Annotated in this window: 17 protein-coding genes; all 17 read right to left on the reverse strand. The window is 62.3% G+C overall.

What is annotated here, in order from left to right; all coding sequences use genetic code 11:
• Positions 1 to 262 precede the first annotated feature (262 nt).
• The 17 genes from DLM46_RS36555 to DLM46_RS36635 all read right to left on the reverse strand — a co-directional run bounded on the left by DLM46_RS36555 (position 263) and on the right by DLM46_RS36635 (position 17,151).
• Positions 263 to 700, reverse strand: a complete 438-nt coding sequence (locus tag DLM46_RS36555; RefSeq protein WP_065504195.1) for an Lrp/AsnC family transcriptional regulator — start codon at positions 698 to 700, stop codon at positions 263 to 265.
• Positions 697 to 1,626, reverse strand: coding sequence for a homocysteine S-methyltransferase family protein (locus DLM46_RS36560; protein WP_115109434.1), 930 nt, complete (start codon positions 1,624 to 1,626; stop codon positions 697 to 699). Before DLM46_RS36560 ends, DLM46_RS36555 begins: the two co-directional genes overlap by 4 nt.
• 104 nt (positions 1,627 to 1,730) lie before the next feature.
• Complete coding sequence (locus tag DLM46_RS36565) at positions 1,731 to 2,900, reverse strand: trans-sulfuration enzyme family protein (protein WP_065504197.1); 1,170 nt, start codon at positions 2,898 to 2,900, stop codon at positions 1,731 to 1,733.
• Positions 2,901 to 2,943: 43 nt separating this feature from the next.
• Complete coding sequence (locus DLM46_RS36570; protein WP_115109437.1) at positions 2,944 to 3,639, reverse strand: ABC transporter permease; 696 nt, start codon at positions 3,637 to 3,639, stop codon at positions 2,944 to 2,946.
• 13 nt (positions 3,640 to 3,652) lie between these two features.
• Complete coding sequence (locus tag DLM46_RS36575; protein WP_115109439.1) at positions 3,653 to 4,330, reverse strand: ABC transporter permease; 678 nt, start codon at positions 4,328 to 4,330, stop codon at positions 3,653 to 3,655.
• A gap of 72 nt (positions 4,331 to 4,402) precedes the next feature.
• Positions 4,403 to 5,182 (reverse strand): transporter substrate-binding domain-containing protein, encoded by a 780-nt coding sequence (locus tag DLM46_RS36580; RefSeq protein ID WP_115109442.1) that lies wholly within the window; start codon positions 5,180 to 5,182, stop codon positions 4,403 to 4,405.
• A gap of 31 nt (positions 5,183 to 5,213) precedes the next feature.
• Positions 5,214 to 6,011 carry an ABC transporter ATP-binding protein gene (locus DLM46_RS36585; protein WP_115109444.1) on the reverse strand — a complete coding sequence of 266 codons (798 nt, stop codon included), beginning with the start codon at positions 6,009 to 6,011 and terminating at the stop codon, positions 5,214 to 5,216.
• A gap of 88 nt (positions 6,012 to 6,099) precedes the next feature.
• The gene (locus DLM46_RS36590; protein WP_115109446.1) at positions 6,100 to 7,530 is read right to left on the reverse strand and encodes an aldehyde dehydrogenase family protein; all 1,431 of its coding nucleotides are present in this window, start codon (positions 7,528 to 7,530) and stop codon (positions 6,100 to 6,102) included.
• Entirely contained in the window at positions 7,527 to 8,606 is a 1,080-nt protein-coding gene (locus DLM46_RS36595) for a homoserine dehydrogenase (protein WP_115109489.1), read from the reverse strand. The genes DLM46_RS36590 and DLM46_RS36595 overlap by 4 nt, the downstream gene beginning before the upstream one ends.
• A 151-nt stretch (positions 8,607 to 8,757) precedes the next feature.
• Positions 8,758 to 9,255 carry an Lrp/AsnC family transcriptional regulator gene (locus DLM46_RS36600; protein ID WP_065504203.1) on the reverse strand — a complete coding sequence of 166 codons (498 nt, stop codon included), beginning with the start codon at positions 9,253 to 9,255 and terminating at the stop codon, positions 8,758 to 8,760.
• Positions 9,256 to 9,286: 31 nt separating this feature from the next.
• Positions 9,287 to 9,967 carry a hypothetical protein gene (locus tag DLM46_RS36605; protein ID WP_115109448.1) on the reverse strand — a complete coding sequence of 227 codons (681 nt, stop codon included), beginning with the start codon at positions 9,965 to 9,967 and terminating at the stop codon, positions 9,287 to 9,289.
• Positions 9,968 to 10,499: 532 nt separating this feature from the next.
• Positions 10,500 to 10,844: a DMT family transporter gene (locus DLM46_RS36610; RefSeq protein WP_115109450.1), complete on the reverse strand. Its 345-nt coding sequence runs from the start codon at positions 10,842 to 10,844 to the stop codon at positions 10,500 to 10,502.
• Between the two features lie 218 nt (positions 10,845 to 11,062).
• Entirely contained in the window at positions 11,063 to 12,766 is a 1,704-nt protein-coding gene (locus DLM46_RS36615; protein ID WP_115109453.1) for a GMC family oxidoreductase, read from the reverse strand.
• A 94-nt stretch (positions 12,767 to 12,860) separates the two neighbouring features.
• Complete coding sequence (locus DLM46_RS36620) at positions 12,861 to 13,700, reverse strand: ABC transporter permease (protein ID WP_115109456.1); 840 nt, start codon at positions 13,698 to 13,700, stop codon at positions 12,861 to 12,863.
• A 4-nt stretch (positions 13,701 to 13,704) separates the two neighbouring features.
• Positions 13,705 to 14,967, reverse strand: coding sequence for an ABC transporter permease (locus DLM46_RS36625; protein ID WP_115109458.1), 1,263 nt, complete (start codon positions 14,965 to 14,967; stop codon positions 13,705 to 13,707).
• Between the two features lie 17 nt (positions 14,968 to 14,984).
• Positions 14,985 to 16,022, reverse strand: coding sequence for a polyamine ABC transporter substrate-binding protein (locus tag DLM46_RS36630; protein WP_115109460.1), 1,038 nt, complete (start codon positions 16,020 to 16,022; stop codon positions 14,985 to 14,987).
• 34 nt (positions 16,023 to 16,056) lie between these two features.
• Positions 16,057 to 17,151: an ABC transporter ATP-binding protein gene (locus DLM46_RS36635; RefSeq protein WP_115109462.1), complete on the reverse strand. Its 1,095-nt coding sequence runs from the start codon at positions 17,149 to 17,151 to the stop codon at positions 16,057 to 16,059.
• Between the last annotated feature and the right edge of the window lie 106 nt (positions 17,152 to 17,257).

Below are 17,257 nucleotides of genomic sequence, written 5' to 3' on the forward strand. Positions count from 1 at the left end.
ACATGGCCGACTCCGAAATCTCGCAACGGACCGACCAGCATGCCAGCGTTCAAAAACACGACATTTCTATCTAGCTAGAACACGACATTTACATAAAGCCGCTACACCAGTCCTGTTGATAATAAAGCTTATGTAAACTTTTATGCATGGCGGATACTCCGCTCCTATCAAGCTTCTATCTCGCTCCCAATCGTGCCATCAAGCGATGGAAGAAACCGTTGTCATCAACACTATCTAACCTTTCCCCATTGCGCCGCTCGATTCACCGCTTGTGAACGATCGAATCGAGCACGAAGCTGGTCGTCATATTTTGCACACCGTCCATCGCACTGATCGTCGCCCAGATATCGCTGACGCGCTCGTGCGTGGGCGCCTCTATCTGCACCAGCAAATCGACCTCGCCGCTGAGGACCGCGCAATCGCGCACCTCGGCGATCCGCTCGAGTGCGGTCAACACGTCCGCGCCGCGCATCCGGTCCTTGCGATACACGAGCATCACGGCGCGCACCGGCACGACATCGTCGGGCAATGCGAGCCGCACCGTATAGCCTGCAATGATCTTCAGCGCTTCGAGCCGGTCGATACGGTTTCGGACCGCCTGTCTGGACAGACCGATCCTGTCGGCCAGCACCGCGAGCGGAATCCGCGCATCGGCACACAACGCGTCGATTATCTTTTGGTCCAGGCCGTCGATCTTCATTCGCCGAACCCGGTGTGCCGGGCGCCGCGTACGTCGACCGCGTCGCGCAATGCCGCGATGTGGCCGGGACCGATTCCGCAACACCCGCCGACGATCTGCGCGCCCAGCGCAAGCCACTGCTCCGCCCATCTTGCATAGCCGGGCGGATCGATGTCACCGCGCAAACCGTGGAGTTCCTCGTTCGCACGCGCATCGGCACGCTGAGGCGGAAACGCGTTCGCATAGGCGCCGATCGCGAGCAACGTTCCCGCTCGCGCGAGCGTGCGCTGCACCGTCTCGATCGCCGCACCCATCGCTTCCGGCTGGCTGCAGTTGAACAGCAGCGCGGCCGCGCGCGCGGCCACGGCGGCGTCGATCGCTTCGTCGAGCCCCTGTCCCGATCGCAATACCGGCGTGGCGCCTGCTTCGATGTCGTCGTGCAGCGTGAACGAAACCCACAGCGGCTTCGGATTCTCACCGAGCGCTCGCCGGACCGCGCAGATTTCGTCGGTCAGGCTCTGCGTCTCGGCCAGCCACAGGTCGACGTAGGGATCGAGCCCATCGACGAGCGTCGCCAAAATGGCATCGGCGCGCGCCGCGTCGAACAGGTCGGGACGGTAGGAGCCGCCCGTCGGCGGAAGCGATCCTGCGACGCGCACGGGCCGCCCTGCGCGGTCCGCCGCTTGCCGCGCGAGTTGCCCGGCAAGGGCCGCGAGCGCGCCACCGTCGCAACGGAACCGCTCCTCGCCGATATGAAACGGCACGACCGCATAGCTGTTCGCCGTGATCACGTCGGCACCTGCCGCGACGAACGCGTCGTGCGCGAGACTGACGTAATGCGGCGCTTCCATCAGCGCGAGCGCCGACCACTCAGGCTGCCTGAACGGCGCCCCGATCCGCGCCAGTTCGCGCCCCATGCCGCCGTCGAGCACTGTGATGTCATGCATAGTCCATGCTCCGTCGTTGCAATCCGCGCATCTCGTGCCCGAATCGATTCAAAGGTCGGCGCGGCGCGCGCGAGACGTCGATCAAGCGTGCGCGCTGGTCCGTATCAGATCTGTTCTAATGCCTGCGCGACATCGCTTTTCAAATCGTCGATGTGCTCGATGCCCACCGAATAGCGGATGAAATTGAGCGGAATGTCGGCAGCGCGCATTTGCTCCGCCGACATCGTGCCGGCCCACATGGATGCCGTATGGATCGCGAGCGAATCGACACCGCCGAGATTGCCTGCATTCAGCGGCAGGCGCAGCGCCTCGACGAAGCGCTGCGCTTCGCCGTAGCTTCCCCGCACACCGAACGCGACCACGCCGCCGAAACCGCGCATCTGCCGGCACGCGAGCCCATGCTGCGGATGGCTGCGCAGGCCCGGATAGAACACACGCTCGATCTTCGCGTGCGCTTCGAGGAATTCGGCGAGCGCCTGAGCGTTCGCATTGATCCGCTCGACGCGCATCGGCAGCGTGCGCAGCCCGCGCAGCAGCAGCCACGCGTCCATCGGCGACAGCACCGCCCCGAGCGTGATGTGCGTATGCCAGATCTGCTCGGCGAGCACGCGGCTCGTGCAGATCACGCCGCCCGTCAGGTCGTGATGGCCGCCCAGATACTTGGTCGCGCTGTGCACGACGATGTCGACACCGAGCCGGTGCGGCTGCTGGTTGATCGGCGACGCGAACGTGTTGTCCGCGAGCGTCAGGATGCCGCGGGCTCTGGCGATTTCGGTCACCGCAGCGATGTCGGTCACGAGCAGCAGCGGATTGACCGGCGACTCGAGCACGATCAGCCGTGTGTTCGGCCGGATCGCGCGATCGAACGCGATCACGTCGGTCTGGTCGACGAACGTCACCTCGACGCCGAACCGGCGCAGCATGTCGTCGAGCAGCTTCGTGGTGCTCATGTAATGACGCGTCTGGCCGACGACGTGATCGCCGGCCTTCACGACACTGAGGATCGCGGTCGCGATCGCGCCCATTCCGGATGCCGTGACGAGCGCGGTCTCGGTGCCCTCGAGCTCCGCCATGACCGCCTTCACGCGCTCGTGAACCGGATTGCCGTAGCGCGTGTAGTTGCGCGGATGCTGCGGCACGCTCGACATCTCCGCGAATTCCTCGCTGCCGGCTGCCTTGAACACCGCCGAATAGTGAATCGCCGGCGCGACCGACTTTTCGTCGGTCACGTCGCGGTCCGCGGCGAGCGCCAGCGTTTCAAGCTTGTATCCCATGTCGTCCTCGGATCGTTCGTTGTGTCGCGTTATGCGGCGCCCGTCACGCACGCACGCTGCCCAGATGGCGATTCAGCAGACCTTCGACGCGCTTGAGCACGGTCGAAAGCACCGCCGTGATACCGACGTACACGATGCCGGCCAGCATCAGCGCGTCGGTCGTATAGGTTTCGATGGAGATGTGGCGCGCGACACCGGTCAGGTCGAGCACGGTGATCGTGCTGGCCAGCGCGGTCGACTTCAGCTGCAGCACGATCTCGTTGCCGAGCGTTGGTGCGACGATGCCGATCGCGCGCGGCACGATCACGAACCAAGTGAGCATGAAACGGCTCATTCCGAACGCGAGCGCGGCTTCCTTCTCGCCAGCGGGGACGCCCGCGATCCCGCCCCGGATGTCTTCGGCCATGTAGGCCGCGAGATTGAGCGTCAGCGCGCACAACGCACACGAGAACGATCCGCCGACCAGCAACCACAGAGGCGACGCACGCACGATCGAGAACTGCGCGAGCCCGTAATACAGCACGAAAATCTGCACCAGCAGCGGCGTGCCGCGAAACACCGACATGAACAGGCGGCTCGGTGTCGACAGCCAGCGGCACGCCGACGTGCGCGCGACCGCCAGCGGCACCGCGAGCGCGAACGCCAAGGTGCACGACAGCACCAGCAGCTCGAGCGTGATCCAGATGCCGCGCGCGACGTCCGGGCCGGACTGCACGATGAGGGAAAGAAAGTCGTTCATCACATGGCCCTCCTCAGGTGCGTTTTGCGTAACCGCGGCCCGCGATGCGCTCGAGCCACGCGAACACGGGGTTTGATGCGGCGAGAAAGCCGAAATAGACGATTCCAACCGCCACGTAGAAGACGAACGGCTGCTTGGTGAACTGCGCGGCGATGTTGGCCTTGCGCAACATGTCCTCGAGCCCGACGATCGACACCAGCGACGTGTCCTTCAGCAGGTTCTGCCACATGTTGTTCAGGCTCGGCAGGCAGATGCGCCACGCCTGCGGCAGGCGCACGTACCACAGTGTCTGCAGGCGTGTCATTCCGTACGCGCGCGCGGCCTCGATCTGTCCGGCCGGCACCGCGCTGAACGCGCCGCGGAACATCTCCGACGAGTACGCGCCGAACACCACGGCGAGCGCGATCACGCCGGCGGAGAACGGGCTGATGACAACGGCGCCATCGAATTGCGCGTTGAGCAGATGCGACAGCCCGAAGTAGCAAATCAACAGGATCAGGAACTCGGGAATGCCGCGCAGGAAATTGGTCAGCGCATAGGTCGCATGCCTGAGCCACCCCAGGCTGGACAGTTTTGCCGACGCACCGGCGATGCCGAGCAGCATGCCGACGCACAGCGCGGCGACTGCCAGCTCCAGCGTGACGAGCGCGCCAGCCGCGATCTGCGCGCCGTAGTTCACCAGGATATCCATCGTAATGTCGCTCCGTGTAAGACCGGAATCGCGCAGGCCGCCGTCCGGCGCCCGCGCGGTCCCGATGCGCGGTTATTGCGGCGCGATGCTGAACGGGAAATAGCGCTTGTTGGCCGCGGCGAACGTGCCGTCCGCCTGCACCTGCGCGATGCCCTTGTCGAACAGCGCCTTCAGCGACGCGTCGCCCTTGCGTACCGCGATCGCCGTACCGTCGCCGAAGATCTCCGCATCGGCGATCGGCTTGCCGACGAAGTCGAAGCCCTCCTTCCTGCCGGCCTTCGTCAGCCAGTCGTACGCGACCGTGTTGTCGGCGAATACCGCATCGACGCGCCCGGCCTCGAGATCGAGCCAGGCCTCGTCGAGCGTCTGATAGACCTTCACGTTGATCCCCGACTTGCTCGCCGGCAGGCGGCGGCGCAGATAGGATTCGTGCGTCGAGGCCGTCTGAACGCCGATCGTCTTGCCGCGCAGCGTGGCGGCGTTGTCCGTGATGCCGGAGCCCTGCTTCGCGACGAGCTGCACGGGTGCCGTCGTGACGATGCGCGTGAAGTCCACCGACTGCTCGCGCTCCGGCGTCTTCGACATTTGCGCGAGCACCGCATCGATCTGCTTCGCCTTGAGTGCCGGAATCAGCGCGTCGAAATCCATCGTCACCCACTGGCACTTGACCTTCATCGTGTCGCACATCTTCTTGCCGATGTCGATCTCCATGCCCTGCAGCTTGCCGGATGCATCCTTGTATTCGAACGGCGCGTAATCGGCGAGCGTACCGATCCGCACGACCTGCTCGGCATGCGCGATCGATCCGAGCAGTGCCGCGCCCACGCACAGCGACTGAAGCAGCTTCTTCATGGTTTCCCCTCCGGTTGACATTGAATCCGCATCAGATGATGCTGGACAGAAACTTCTGGAAACGCGGCGATTTCTGGCTCGCGAACACCTCGTCCGGACTGCCGTCTTCCTCGATTCGTCCCTGATGGACGAACACGACGCGGTTCGCGACTTCGCGCGCAAATCCCATCTCGTGCGTGACGACGAGCATCGTGCGTCCCTCATCGGCCAGCGAGCGCATCACCTTCAATACTTCGCCGACGAGCTCGGGATCGAGCGCCGACGTCGGCTCGTCGAACAGCATCACGTCGGGGTCGGTCGCGAGCGCCCGTGCAATCGCAACGCGCTGCTGCTGGCCGCCCGACAACTGGTTCGGATAGTGTTCGCACTTGCCGGCGAGCCCAACCCGATCAAGCATCGCGATCGCCTTGTCGCGGGCGTCGCGCTTCGGCACACCGAGCACGCGCACCGGCACGAACATCACGTTCTGCAGCACGGTCATGTGTGCCCAGAGATTGAACTGCTGGAACACCATCGCGAGCCTGCGGCGCACGCGCATCACCTGCTGCGCATCGGCCGCGACGAGTGCTCCATCGCGGCCCGCCGGCTTCAGCGCGAGCGTTTCGCCGTTCACGCAGATCCGGCCGCGGTCGGGCATTTCCAGCAAGTTGATGCACCTGAGGAACGTACTCTTGCCCGACCCGCTGCTGCCGAGGATCGACACGACCTCGTGATTCCTCGCGGTCAGCGAGATGCCCTTCAGCACCTCGACACCGCCGAACGACTTGTGAATATCCTCGACCACCAGCGCGTCCGCCGCCGGTTTGCATGCAGGAATTGCTGCTGGCATCCTCGACTCCTTCTTCGATACGTTGCTCACCACACCACACCGCTCCGCTCCGGTTCGCGCCGGGCCGCCAGGCGCCGGCGCTTGCGCATCAGCTCGACAGCCACCGGTTGCGCCTGAAGCAGACCACCTTCGGCTGCGTCATTTCCGTCATCGCGAACCGAACGCCTTCGCGGCCGAGCGACCCATACTTGAATCCGCCGAACGGCATGCCGTCGAAGCGGAAATCGGACGAGTCGTTGATCATCACGCCGCCCGCCTGCAGTCGCTCGGCCGCACCGAGCGCCACCTCCAGGCGGTTCGTGAACACGCCTGCATGCAGGGAGCTCTCCGACGCGTTGGCCGTGTCGAGCGCCTGCTGCAGGTCGGTAAATTTCTCGATCGTCACGACCGGCGCGAATACCTCGTCGGTCCATACACGCGCGTCGTGCGGCACATCCGCCAATACCGTCGGTTCGTACACCGCCCCGCGCCGCCGATGGCCGGTCAGCACCGTTGCACCGCACGACACCGCTTCGTCGACCCAGCGTTCGATGCGGATCGCCTGTTCCTCGCCGATCATCGGCCCCATGTCGGTCGCATCGTCCAATGGATCGCCGACGACCATCCTGCCGGTCAGCTCGACGAAATACCGGACGAACGGCTCGTATGCGGCCTCGGCGACGAAGATCCGCTGCGTGCCGATGCAGTTCTGCCCCGCCGCCCAGAACGCGCCCGACACGCAGGATTCGGCGGCGTCCTTCAGGTCGCAATCGGCCATGACGATCACCGGCGCATTTCCACCGAGGTCCATCGCGACCTTCTTGAGTCCCGCATCGCGCGTGATGGCTTCACCGGTCTGCGGGCCGCCGGTAAAGGTCACCATCCGGATCCGCCGGTCGCGCACCAGAGCGGACGCGATATCCGCGCCGCCGTGCACGATCTGCAGCGCGTCGCGCGGCGCCCCGGCTTCCCAAAGGACCTCGACGAGCGCCTGCGCGGACAGCGGCGCAAGCAACGAGGGCTTCAGGATGACCGCGTTGCCAGTCGCGAGCGCCGGCCCGAGCTTGTGTGCCACCAGGTTCAGCGGGTCGTTGAAAGGCGTGATCGCGAGAATCACTCCCAGCGGCTCCAACGTGTAGTAGCCGCTGCGATCCTCGGAGCCGGGATACCCGTCGAACGGGATCGTCTCGCCGGTCAGTCGCTTCGCTTCCTCACCCGACAGACGCAGCGTGTTCACGCAGCGCGCGACTTCCTTGCGGGCCTGTCGCAGCGGCTTGCCCGCTTCGAGCGCGATCGTGCGTGCAAATGTCTCCGCTTGTGCCTCCACGGCCGCGGCCGCACGAAACAGGAGATCAGCCCGCTGGCTGCGGGGCATGGCTGCGGCAGCGCGCGCGCCGTCGAGCGCGCGCTCGACGAGGGCCGGTGCCGCATCGGCTCGCGACAGACGAACCTGGCCGACGATCGAGCCGTCATACGGCGACCGAACATCGGCTACGCCGGCTCCCGTACAGTCGCTCATCACCGCATCGCGCGCGCTCATGCCGCCACCTCGTGCGAGGCTGTGCCAATCCTGTCCGCCAGTTCGATCAGGTCGGAAAGGATCGCAAACGCCGTTTCCTCGCGACCGGCACCCGGCCCGCTGATCGTCACGCTGCCGAGCACGTCGGTGTCGAACGTGATCGCATTCGTCACGCCGCTCGCGGCAAGCAGCGGATGGCCGGTCGGCAGCTTGCGCGGTTCGACGCTCGCGGTCACGGTGCCGTCCGGATGGCGGACAGCGGAACCGATCAGTCGCCAGGACATACGCTCCGCCGCGGCTGCGCGCACGTCGTGCTCGGTCAGCTCGACGATGCCGCGGCACGTCACGTCGCCACGCTTGAGTCCGGCATTCCACAGTGCGTTGGCCAGAATGACGACCTTCAGCTGAACGTCCGAACCGTTGACGTCGGCCGCCGGGTTCGCCTCCGCATAGCCGCGCTGCTGCGCATCCCGGATCGCCGCATCGAAGCTCGCGCCGGCCTCGACCTCGCCGAGCACGTAGTTCGACGTGCCGTTCAGGATGCCGGCGAAGCCGCTGATGTCGCAGCCGCGCAGCGAGGTCGCGAGCTGCCGCAGCACCGGTGTGCCGCTCATCACCGTGCCCTCGTACATCACGCACGCACCCGATTGCGCGGCGATCCGCGCCAGTGCCGGCTGCGCGAGCGCGATCGGCCCCTTGTTGGTCGTGATCACGTGCTTGCCGCATTCGAGCGCGGTACGGCAATGCGACAGCGCGGGCTCACCGGTGTTCGGGTCAGTGAAGGTTGCCTCTATGACGACATCCACGTGTTCCGACGCGATGGCCTTCAGCACCGCACCGAGGCCGACGTCCGGCGACACCAGCGTGCCGGGATCGCGACGCAGCGCTTCAGCATCGACGCCTCGCCGAGCGGTTTCGTCGAGGACGTCCAGCGCGATACCGCGAGGATTCGTCGCGATCCCGAGCCGCAGGTCGGCGACCATCGTTACCGATACGTCGAGTCCCGCCGCACCGAGCATCGCGCGCTTCTTTTTGAGCAGTTCGACCAGTCCCTGATTGACTCCGCCGAAACCGACCAGTGCCAGTTTGAGTTCCATCTTGATCATCTCCTGTTCATTGACTACATGACACAGGTTAGTTATGCGAATTGATTTTCAAATTAGGCGTTTTGCCCGATTCAGGTAGTCATCCGTTGCGGTTTGTCATGCGGGACGGGCGGATCGCCCGTCCCCGCGCGAAGCAAGCACGTCAGGTGGCCGGCAGTCCGTCGTCGCCGTCCTTGTCGACCGGCACGAACAGCCCGACCTTGACCGCGCTCAGCACGACATTCGTGTTGATCCGGCGGATCATCGGGTTGCTCTGCATGATCCGCGCGGACAGCCGGTCGTACGCCTCGACGTCGCGCGCGGTGATGATCGCGATCAGATCGACGGAACCGGTCACGTAGTAGATCTGCTGGATTTCGTCATGCGCCTTCGACCACTCGCGGAACCTGGCAACCGTCTCGTAGTTTTCGCGCTCTATCTCGATCGCCGCAATGAACGTCATCGGTCTGCCGACCGCCGCGCGATCGACAACGGCGATTTCCGAGGAAATGATCTTTTCGGTGCGCATGCGCTTCAGCCGCTTTTGCACGGCCGACGTGGACAGACCGATCCGTTCGGCGATGGTATCCGCAGTCGCGGTGCAATCGCGCTGGACGATATTCAGGATCTTGCGGTCGAAGGAGTCGAGTGCGTCGGTCATGGCGTGATCTGCCGGAGAACGGGTGCTTGCGTCAAAGATAGAAAGGGCGGGCCGATCTGAGCCCGACCAGATGCCGGACACGGTCGAACGCGGTGACGAGCGTTTCGCGCCACTGCGCCACCGGCCCGCAGATACAAACGGGCGCAAAATGGATCGTATCCACCCCCGCAGGAATACGGAACGGACGCTCGATGCCATCGTCCGATTCGGTCACGAGTGCAGTGCCGTCGACTTCGGTCAGGCTCATCAACAAATGGGCGGTGGCAGTCGCCTCAAACAGGTCGCGCAGGGGCGAATCGTTCGCGGACAACTGCTCGAGCAACGGCAGTTCGTATGCGCCGGGCCACCAGGTATCGTGCTCATCGAGCCAGGGACCGACGCCCGGCATGCCTACCATCTCGAGGATCCAGTCCGCGCCGAGATGCGCATACGCACGACACCGGCCGGCCCCATCGGTCGAAGAGCGCACGAGCGAGCCAACGTCGCTCGGGGCAGCGTCCGTCAATACGACGTTCGCGGGTTTCAACCGGCCGAGCATTTCAACCGTGCTTGCCATCGACCGGTGCCCTTCGCGGAACCTCTGTGCGTGGTCCGGGACGATCCTGCACACCCACTTGGGACCGTCCTGCAAGGCGGCGGGGACGTCGCCGGACCGGACTTGGGCGGTTCGCCTGCGGGCGTGTTCAACGATGACGATTGGCGTGTCCGGCATACAACTCTCTCGTGCTTGAGGGGCCGCGTCGTAGGGATGCTGGCGCACTTCGTGGATTGGCTGAGATGTTCGGGGCTGAGAAAATAATATCGCGGGGATGCGACCGAAAAAATCTCAACAGCAGCAATTTTCGACGCAAAGCGTCGAAAAACGCAGAAGACTGGACGTTTGGCATCCAACCAGGGGCTCGGTAGGTCCGGGAACGGGTGCGGGCGGGAAGATGACAACATCCGGATGCGGGCCAACACGCTCGGCGGGCGCCCGATGGCGCGAGGCGAATCTGCTATCGGCCACGGGTGGCTCACACCACGAAGCCACCCCACCGAGCATGGTGACTGCTTGAGCATCGGATCACGGAGAAAGCCCGCGATCATGAAGGAGACGGGCCCGGCGTCAGTCGCCGATATCGGCTCACGCCGGCTGCCACGCTCAGGTATCCGATGAACGGGGCCTAATGGTAGGCGACCGAACGAACACGCGCATCGGCGATGAATTGATGCCTTATTCCATTGATTTACATCGATACGCTGAGCTACACGCCTTCCTGCAGTTGCAGACCCACGATGCCCACGACTACGAGAGCAATGCAGATCAGCCGCCCGACGAAGGCGGGCTCATGGAACCAGACGATACCGACCAACGCCGTTCCCGCTGCCCCAATGCCTGCCCATACGGCGTAAGCGTCTCCTAGCGGGAGGACGGTCAATGTGAGACTCATTAGCCACACGCTCAGTACGGCCGCCACGATCGATACCCCGCCAGGCAGTACTTTTGTATAGCACTCAGACAGCTTCATCGTCACGGAGAAGACGACTTCCAGCAAGCCGGAAACTACAACGATCGACCAGGCAGCAAGCGGACTGGAGACGACAAACATGGGCCCCGCCTTCAGGTTGGATGTGGTCGACAGAGGGTATCAAAGTATTTCCTCTCACGGACATCGGAATCGAAGAAAGCGGCTGACTGGCCAGTCGCGGATGTTATTTTTCACTTGACGCCGGACCCGCCAAGAGGCCTCAACTCAAATGCCAATGCCATGTACGACCGGGATTCCGGAGTGACAACGTCAATTTTCTCTACGCCAGTGCCTGTTCTTCATGTCGACAATACTCCGCCACTAATTGTCTCCGCCGACCTGCCTTCCCGCTTTCGATCTGCACGAATCATCTCGCTAGCGCGCTCTGCGATCATCAGCGTCGGCGAATTAGTATTGCCGGACGTGATCGTTGGCATGACCGACGCATCGACGACTCGCAAGCCGCTCACGCCGCGCACGCGAAGCCGGGAATCGACGACCGAGCCCGGATCGTCCGCCCTTCCCATCCGGCAGGTTCCAACCGGATGAAAGATGGTTGTTCCGACGTTGCCGGCCGCATACTGCAACTCCTCCTCGGTCTGGAACTGAATGCCGGGCAATATTTCCTGCGGGCGAAACCGCTCGAGCGCGGGTGCCGCAACAATGCGCCGGGTCAACCGCAGCGCGTTGGCCGCGACGTGGCGGTCTTCCTCCGTCGACAGATAGTTGGGTGCAATACTCGGTGCCATCAGCGGATCATTCGACGTGATGTGCACGCTACCTCGCGACGACGGACGCAATTGACAAACGGACGCCGTAAACGCGTCGAACGGATGCAGCGGTTCGCCGAACCGTTCGAGCGACAGCGGCTGTACATGGTACTGGACGTCGGGGCGCGTCAGCGTCCTATCGTTCGGGTCCGACTTTGCAAACACACCGAGCTGCGACGGCGCCATAGCCATCGGCCCGCTTCTGAACAGTCCGTATTCGAGGCCGATCATCAGCTTGCCCCACCAGTGAGCACTGAGCGTGTTCAAGGTCCGCACACCTTCTACCTTGAATGCCATGCGCAATTGCAGATGATCCTGCAGATTCTCGCCGACGCCGCGCAGATCTTCCACCACCTCGATTCCAAGCTTCGCCAGACGATCGGCATTTCCGATTCCCGACAATTCCAGCAACTGCGGAGAATTGACCGCGCCGGCACACAGGATCACTTCACGCTTTGCCTTGGCAATGCGCGGTCCGTCGCCGAGACGAAACTCGATTCCGGCGCAGCGCTTGTTCTCGAACAGGAGTCGTCGGGTCTGTGCGTTCGTCAGAATCGTCAGGTTCCCCCGCTTCGCTACGGGTCGTAGATAGCCTTTCGACGCATTCCAGCGAATGCCGTGCTTCTGATTGACGTCGAAATATCCGACGCCGGTGTTGTCGCCGCGATTGAAATCGTCCGTTGCGGGTATGCCGGTCTGCTCAGCGGCTTGCGCGAACGTTTCGAGAATGTCCCATTTCAGCCTCTGCTTTTCTACCCGCCACGGGCCGCCGGCGCCATGAGCATCGCTTGCACCGCCGTGATAGTCCTCGCTCTTCTTGAACGTTTCGAGCACCGAGTCCCATTGCCAGGACGAGTCGCCCGTCATTCGCGCCCATCCGTCGTAATCCTCTCGCTGACCGCGCATGTAGATCATGCCGTTGATCGACGAGCATCCACCCAGAACCCGGCCTCTCGGATAGGACAGCGCCCTGCCGTTCAATCCGGCCTCGTCACGGGTCTTGTAACGCCAGTCGGTCCGTGCGTTTCCGATGCAATAGAGATACCCCACCGGAATGTGAATCCAGTGGTAGTTATCCTTCCCACCCGCCTCGATCAGCAGCACGGATACGTCTTCGTCCTCGCTCAAGCGATTCGCGACCGCGCAGCCAGCCGTACCCGCTCCGACCACGATATAGTCGAACTCGCCAACCGATTGCGTCGCGCGGGCTTCATTGACCTCTCCTGCCGACATCTTGCCTCCTGGATTATTTGCATAACACCTGCGCGTCGTTCCGGACACTTGCCGCCACCAGAGCAAATCCGATCATCTACCGGCACAGGCAACGTCAGGTCAACACCTGCCGCGCGACGGATCGGGAACGCAACCATTCCATGGTGATCAGCAGCAGACTTGAGAAGACGATGAAAATGGACGCGAGCGCAGCGACCGTGGGCGTGATGTTTTCGCGAATCCCGATGAACATCTGAAGCGGAAGCGTTCCCTGCGTCGGACCGGCGATGAACATCGTAATCACGACGTCGTCCAGCGACGTAGCGAACGCAAACAGCGCGCCGGAAATCACCCCTGGCGCAATGATCGGCAACGTAACGGCAAAAAATGTTCGTACCGGCGATGCCCCCAGGCTCAGGCTGGCTCGCACATAGTTCTGGTTGAAGCCGGCAAGCGTCGCATTGACCGTGACCACGACGAACGGCGCGGCGATCACCGTATGCCCGAATATCAGTCCGGTATACGTTCCGGCCAGTCCCCATCGTGCAAACAGCAGGTACATCCCGACGCCGGTGACGATGACCGGGACGATCATCGGCGAGATCAGGATGGCGACCAGCAAACCCTTGCCCCTGAACGACGCCTTGTTCAATCCCAATGCCGCCAGCGTTCCGAGGACGGTCGCAACGATCGTCGCGATCGGCGTCACGATGAAGCTGTTTGCGCCGGCGCGCGCCCAGTCCGTGGACGTGAACAGATTGTGATACCACCTGAACGAGAATCCGTGTATCGGATAGACGAGAAATGAGTTCTCGTTGAACGAAAGCGGAATGATCGCCAGGATCGGCAAAATCAAAAACAGTAGCACCACGACGTTTGCCGATCGCAGTGCGTAATGCCATACGATTTCCGGCGTCGACATGTAGGGCGCGAAACGCGGCACGTGAGTTTTCATGATGCTAAGCCACCTTGATTTCCGAACCGACGATCCTTCGATAGAGTGCGAAGAGCACCAGCGTCACCAGGAGAAGGACCGCACCGAGCGCGCAGGCCATCCCCCAATTCAGGGCCACGTTGGTGAAATACGCGATGTAGTAACTGACCATCTGGTCGCCGGCGCCACCGAGCAGCGCCGGGGTGATGTAGTAGCCCAGCGAGGTAATGAATACCAGCAACCCGCCCGCACCGACACCGGGAAGCGTCTGCGGCACGTAGACTTTCCAGAATGCCCCGAAAGGATGACTGCCGAGAGAAATGGCCGCTTTCGTGTAACTCGAAGGAATCGACTTCATCACGCTGTAGAGCGGCAGGATCATGAATGGCAGCAAGATGTGCGTCATCGCGATCAACACCCCCGTCCGGTTGAACAGGAGCGACAGGGGCGTCGAAATCACCTGCAGCGCCATTAACGCCTTGTTGACGAGGCCCGCCCCCTGGAGAATGACGATCCACGCCGAGATCCGCACGAGAATCGACGTCCAGAACGGCAGAAGCACCAGGATCATGACGAGATTCGCCTTTCGAGCTGGCAGAATCGAGATCCAGTAAGCGAGCGGATAACCCAGCACCAGCGCCGCAAGCGTCACAAGCCCGCTGATCACGAAGGTCCGCATGAACACCGCGCGGTATGCGGACGCGCCGTTCTCGACCGGCACGATGCGGCCGTCCGAGTCCTCACGATAGTCGATCGTGGCAAGGAGATACTGGCTCGTGTAACGGGACGATACGCTGGCGATCGCCTGCCAGTAGCTCGTATCGGCCCAGCGTGGGTCGACTTCGATCAGGCGCTTTTGCATATCCTGCGCAGATATCGCCGCATCGTCATCGGTGAAAGGAAGCGCACTGGTCGTCTTGTAAAACAACGACCGGAACCCATCCTTCAGGCCGTTCAGCCGACCGGCCGCGGTACCGGTATCGTTGTCTCCACCGTTGCTCTCCACGTCGAGCACCAGTGCACGGTAAGCCTCGGCAGGAACGGGTGACTTGCCATCCCAGTGGCGCAATGCCGAGGTCGTCTTCGGCAATGCATCGACCACCTCGGGACTTTGGACCGATCGAGAAATCATCGATGCGACCGGCATCACGAACACAAGCAGGATGAACAGAACGAGGGGCGCCACCAGTCCTAACGCCACTACCTCCTTTCGAAACTGAACGGCTCGCAGCGACCGCTTGAGCTGGCGTGTATCCCAGCGCTGTTGCCGAGAAGTTATGGTGCTCATGCTTCTTCCCCCGGTCGTTACTTCGCGGCCCAAGCCGTAAAGCGCTGCTCCAGTGCGTCGCCGTGGTCCGTCCAGAACTCGACACTGTTGGGAATGGCGGTTTTGCCATTCTTCGCTGAATTGGGAAGCGCTGCCTGTGTTGCCGCATCGAGCATTTTCAGCGCTGCCTTGTTGGTCGGACCATACGGAATCTTCTGCGCGAACGCGACTTGTGCCTCGGGCTTGAGCACATACGAGATGTATTTTTCGGCCGCTTCCTTGTTCTTCGAGCCCTTCGGAATGACGAAGAAATCGAGTTCGTAAATACTCTGATCCCACGCAACACCGAGATTCTTGTTTCCTTCACGCATTGCCGCGTCGATGCGACCGTTATATGCGGTCGACATCGCGACGTCACCCGCAATCAGGAATTGTGGCGGCTGCGCGCCAGCCTCCCACCACTGGATGTAGGGCTTGAGTTCGTCCATCTTCTTGAACGCGCGTTCGACACCCGCGGACGTGCCGAGCACGGTGTAGACGTCCTTCGGCGCCACCCCGTCAGCCATCAGCGCGAACTCCAGGTTATAACGAGCCTCCTTCTTCAATCCCCGCTTTCCCGGAAATTTCCTGACGTCCCAGAAATCCTTCCAGCCTTGCGGCGCGCCCTTGGTCAGCGTGGGGTTGTATGCGAGCACGGTCGACCACACGAACGTGCCGGCTGCGCAAGGCGTGGCAGCTCCGGCCATCAGGTCGCTCTTGTTGGCGATCTTGGACCAGTCGAGTTTCTCGAAGAGACCATCCTGGCATCCGCGACCCACATCCGCCGCTTCCACCTCCAAGACATCCCAGGTGACATTTCTGGCTTCGACCATCGCTTTGACCTTGGCCATGTCACCCGTGTACTGGATGGCATTCGTCGCTATGCCGCTTTCCTTCGCGAACGGGTCCACCCACGCCGCCTTTTGGGCATTACCGGCCGCGCCACCATAGTTGACGGTCGTGAGACCATCGGCGAAAGCTGCCACCGACAGGGACGCGAGCAACGCGGCGCAAATCATTTTCGAATTCGATTTCATTGTCTCCTCCTACTGAGTGATAAAAATTAGACAGTCAGCTCAAGATCTTCAGGTGGTCCTCACGGAACGACAGCGCAATCTTGTTTCCCTGACGAACATGCGACCGCCAATCGTGTTCGAGGGGAACCTTGACGAAACACTCGGCTAGCCCCGGGCCACGGCAACGCAGTCGGACGTGGTCGCCGAAATAAATTGCGTCGAGCGTTTCGGTGTCGATGACATTGCCCTCGTTGGCCGCGAACGTCGATTCGACAGAGAGCCGTTCCGGTCGGATAACCGCCGTCGCCTGGTTGCCGACGTCAACGGACGCCACATTCAGTGCGCGCACCGTCGTCCCGTCTGCGAGCCGAAGCTGGCAACGGTCGCCATTCCTTGCAACGACCGTGCCGCTCATCCGATTGTTGTCGCCGATGAAATTCGCGACGAAGAGATTCGTCGGTGATTCGTACAAGCGATCCACGGTATCGAGCTGCTGAATCACGCCCTGGTCGAACACGGCAACACGATCGGACATCGTGAGTGCTTCACTCTGGTCATGCGTGACGTAGACGAAAGTCAGCCCGAGCTCTTCGTGAAGCGCCTTCAGCTCGAGCTGCATGTGTTCGCGCAATTGTTTGTCGAGCGCGCCGAGGGGTTCGTCCATCAGCACGAGCCGAGGGTTGAATACGAGTGCTCGTGCCAGCGCAACGCGCTGCTGCTGACCGCCGGACAGCTGGCTGGGCATCCGTTTGCTCAGCTTATCCATGCCGACCATGTCGAGCGCTCGCTTGACCCTTGCCTCTCGTTCAGCGGGCGGCATTTTCCGAACCTTGAGCGGGTATTCCAGATTCTGCGCGACCGTAAGATGAGGAAAGAGCGCGTAGTTCTGGAACACCATCCCGATATTGCGTTTATGTGGCGGGATCCGATTCAGCAACTGGCCATCGAGCCAGATCTCGCCATCGGTTGGATACTCGAATCCTGCGAGCATCATCAGACAGGTCGTCTTTCCTGAGCCGGATGGGCCGAGTAAAGTCAGGAATTCGCCCTTTTGGATTTCAAGGTTGAGATCCTTGACGACTAGCGTCTCGCCGTCGTAAGTTTTTTTGACGTGACGAAAGCTCACAAGAGCCTGGGTCGGATCGTGCATGGCTGTCTCCAATGTAAGAATATTCACATCCCGCCGTAGCCTTGCGCACGTCGGCTGTGTGTCGCGTTGATTCATCCGGCGAACCACCGGCGCGACTGTCTCGTCG

Origin of the sequence: Paraburkholderia lacunae (assembly GCF_003353175.1) — a bacterium.
Classification (GTDB): Bacteria; Pseudomonadota; Gammaproteobacteria; order Burkholderiales; family Burkholderiaceae; genus Paraburkholderia; species Paraburkholderia lacunae.

Bases quoted from the DNA above. Each gene is read 5' to 3' on its own strand.
- DLM46_RS36555 (WP_065504195.1), bottom strand. From the start codon at position 700: ATGAAGATCGACGGCCTGGACCAAAAGATAATCGACGCGTTGTGTGCC.
- DLM46_RS36560 (WP_115109434.1), bottom strand. From the start codon at position 1,626: ATGCATGACATCACAGTGCTCGACGGCGGCATGGGGCGCGAACTGGCG.
- DLM46_RS36565 (WP_065504197.1), bottom strand. From the start codon at position 2,900: ATGGGATACAAGCTTGAAACGCTGGCGCTCGCCGCGGACCGCGACGTG.
- DLM46_RS36570 (WP_115109437.1), bottom strand. From the start codon at position 3,639: ATGAACGACTTTCTTTCCCTCATCGTGCAGTCCGGCCCGGACGTCGCG.
- DLM46_RS36575 (WP_115109439.1), bottom strand. From the start codon at position 4,330: ATGGATATCCTGGTGAACTACGGCGCGCAGATCGCGGCTGGCGCGCTC.
- DLM46_RS36580 (WP_115109442.1), bottom strand. From the start codon at position 5,182: ATGAAGAAGCTGCTTCAGTCGCTGTGCGTGGGCGCGGCACTGCTCGGA.
- DLM46_RS36585 (WP_115109444.1), bottom strand. From the start codon at position 6,011: ATGCCAGCAGCAATTCCTGCATGCAAACCGGCGGCGGACGCGCTGGTG.
- DLM46_RS36590 (WP_115109446.1), bottom strand. From the start codon at position 7,530: ATGAGCGCGCGCGATGCGGTGATGAGCGACTGTACGGGAGCCGGCGTA.
- DLM46_RS36595 (WP_115109489.1), bottom strand. From the start codon at position 8,606: ATGGAACTCAAACTGGCACTGGTCGGTTTCGGCGGAGTCAATCAGGGA.
- DLM46_RS36600 (WP_065504203.1), bottom strand. From the start codon at position 9,255: ATGACCGACGCACTCGACTCCTTCGACCGCAAGATCCTGAATATCGTC.
- DLM46_RS36605 (WP_115109448.1), bottom strand. From the start codon at position 9,967: ATGCCGGACACGCCAATCGTCATCGTTGAACACGCCCGCAGGCGAACC.
- DLM46_RS36610 (WP_115109450.1), bottom strand. From the start codon at position 10,844: ATGTTTGTCGTCTCCAGTCCGCTTGCTGCCTGGTCGATCGTTGTAGTT.
- DLM46_RS36615 (WP_115109453.1), bottom strand. From the start codon at position 12,766: ATGTCGGCAGGAGAGGTCAATGAAGCCCGCGCGACGCAATCGGTTGGC.
- DLM46_RS36620 (WP_115109456.1), bottom strand. From the start codon at position 13,700: ATGAAAACTCACGTGCCGCGTTTCGCGCCCTACATGTCGACGCCGGAA.
- DLM46_RS36625 (WP_115109458.1), bottom strand. From the start codon at position 14,967: ATGAGCACCATAACTTCTCGGCAACAGCGCTGGGATACACGCCAGCTC.
- DLM46_RS36630 (WP_115109460.1), bottom strand. From the start codon at position 16,022: ATGAAATCGAATTCGAAAATGATTTGCGCCGCGTTGCTCGCGTCCCTG.
- DLM46_RS36635 (WP_115109462.1), bottom strand. From the start codon at position 17,151: ATGCACGATCCGACCCAGGCTCTTGTGAGCTTTCGTCACGTCAAAAAA.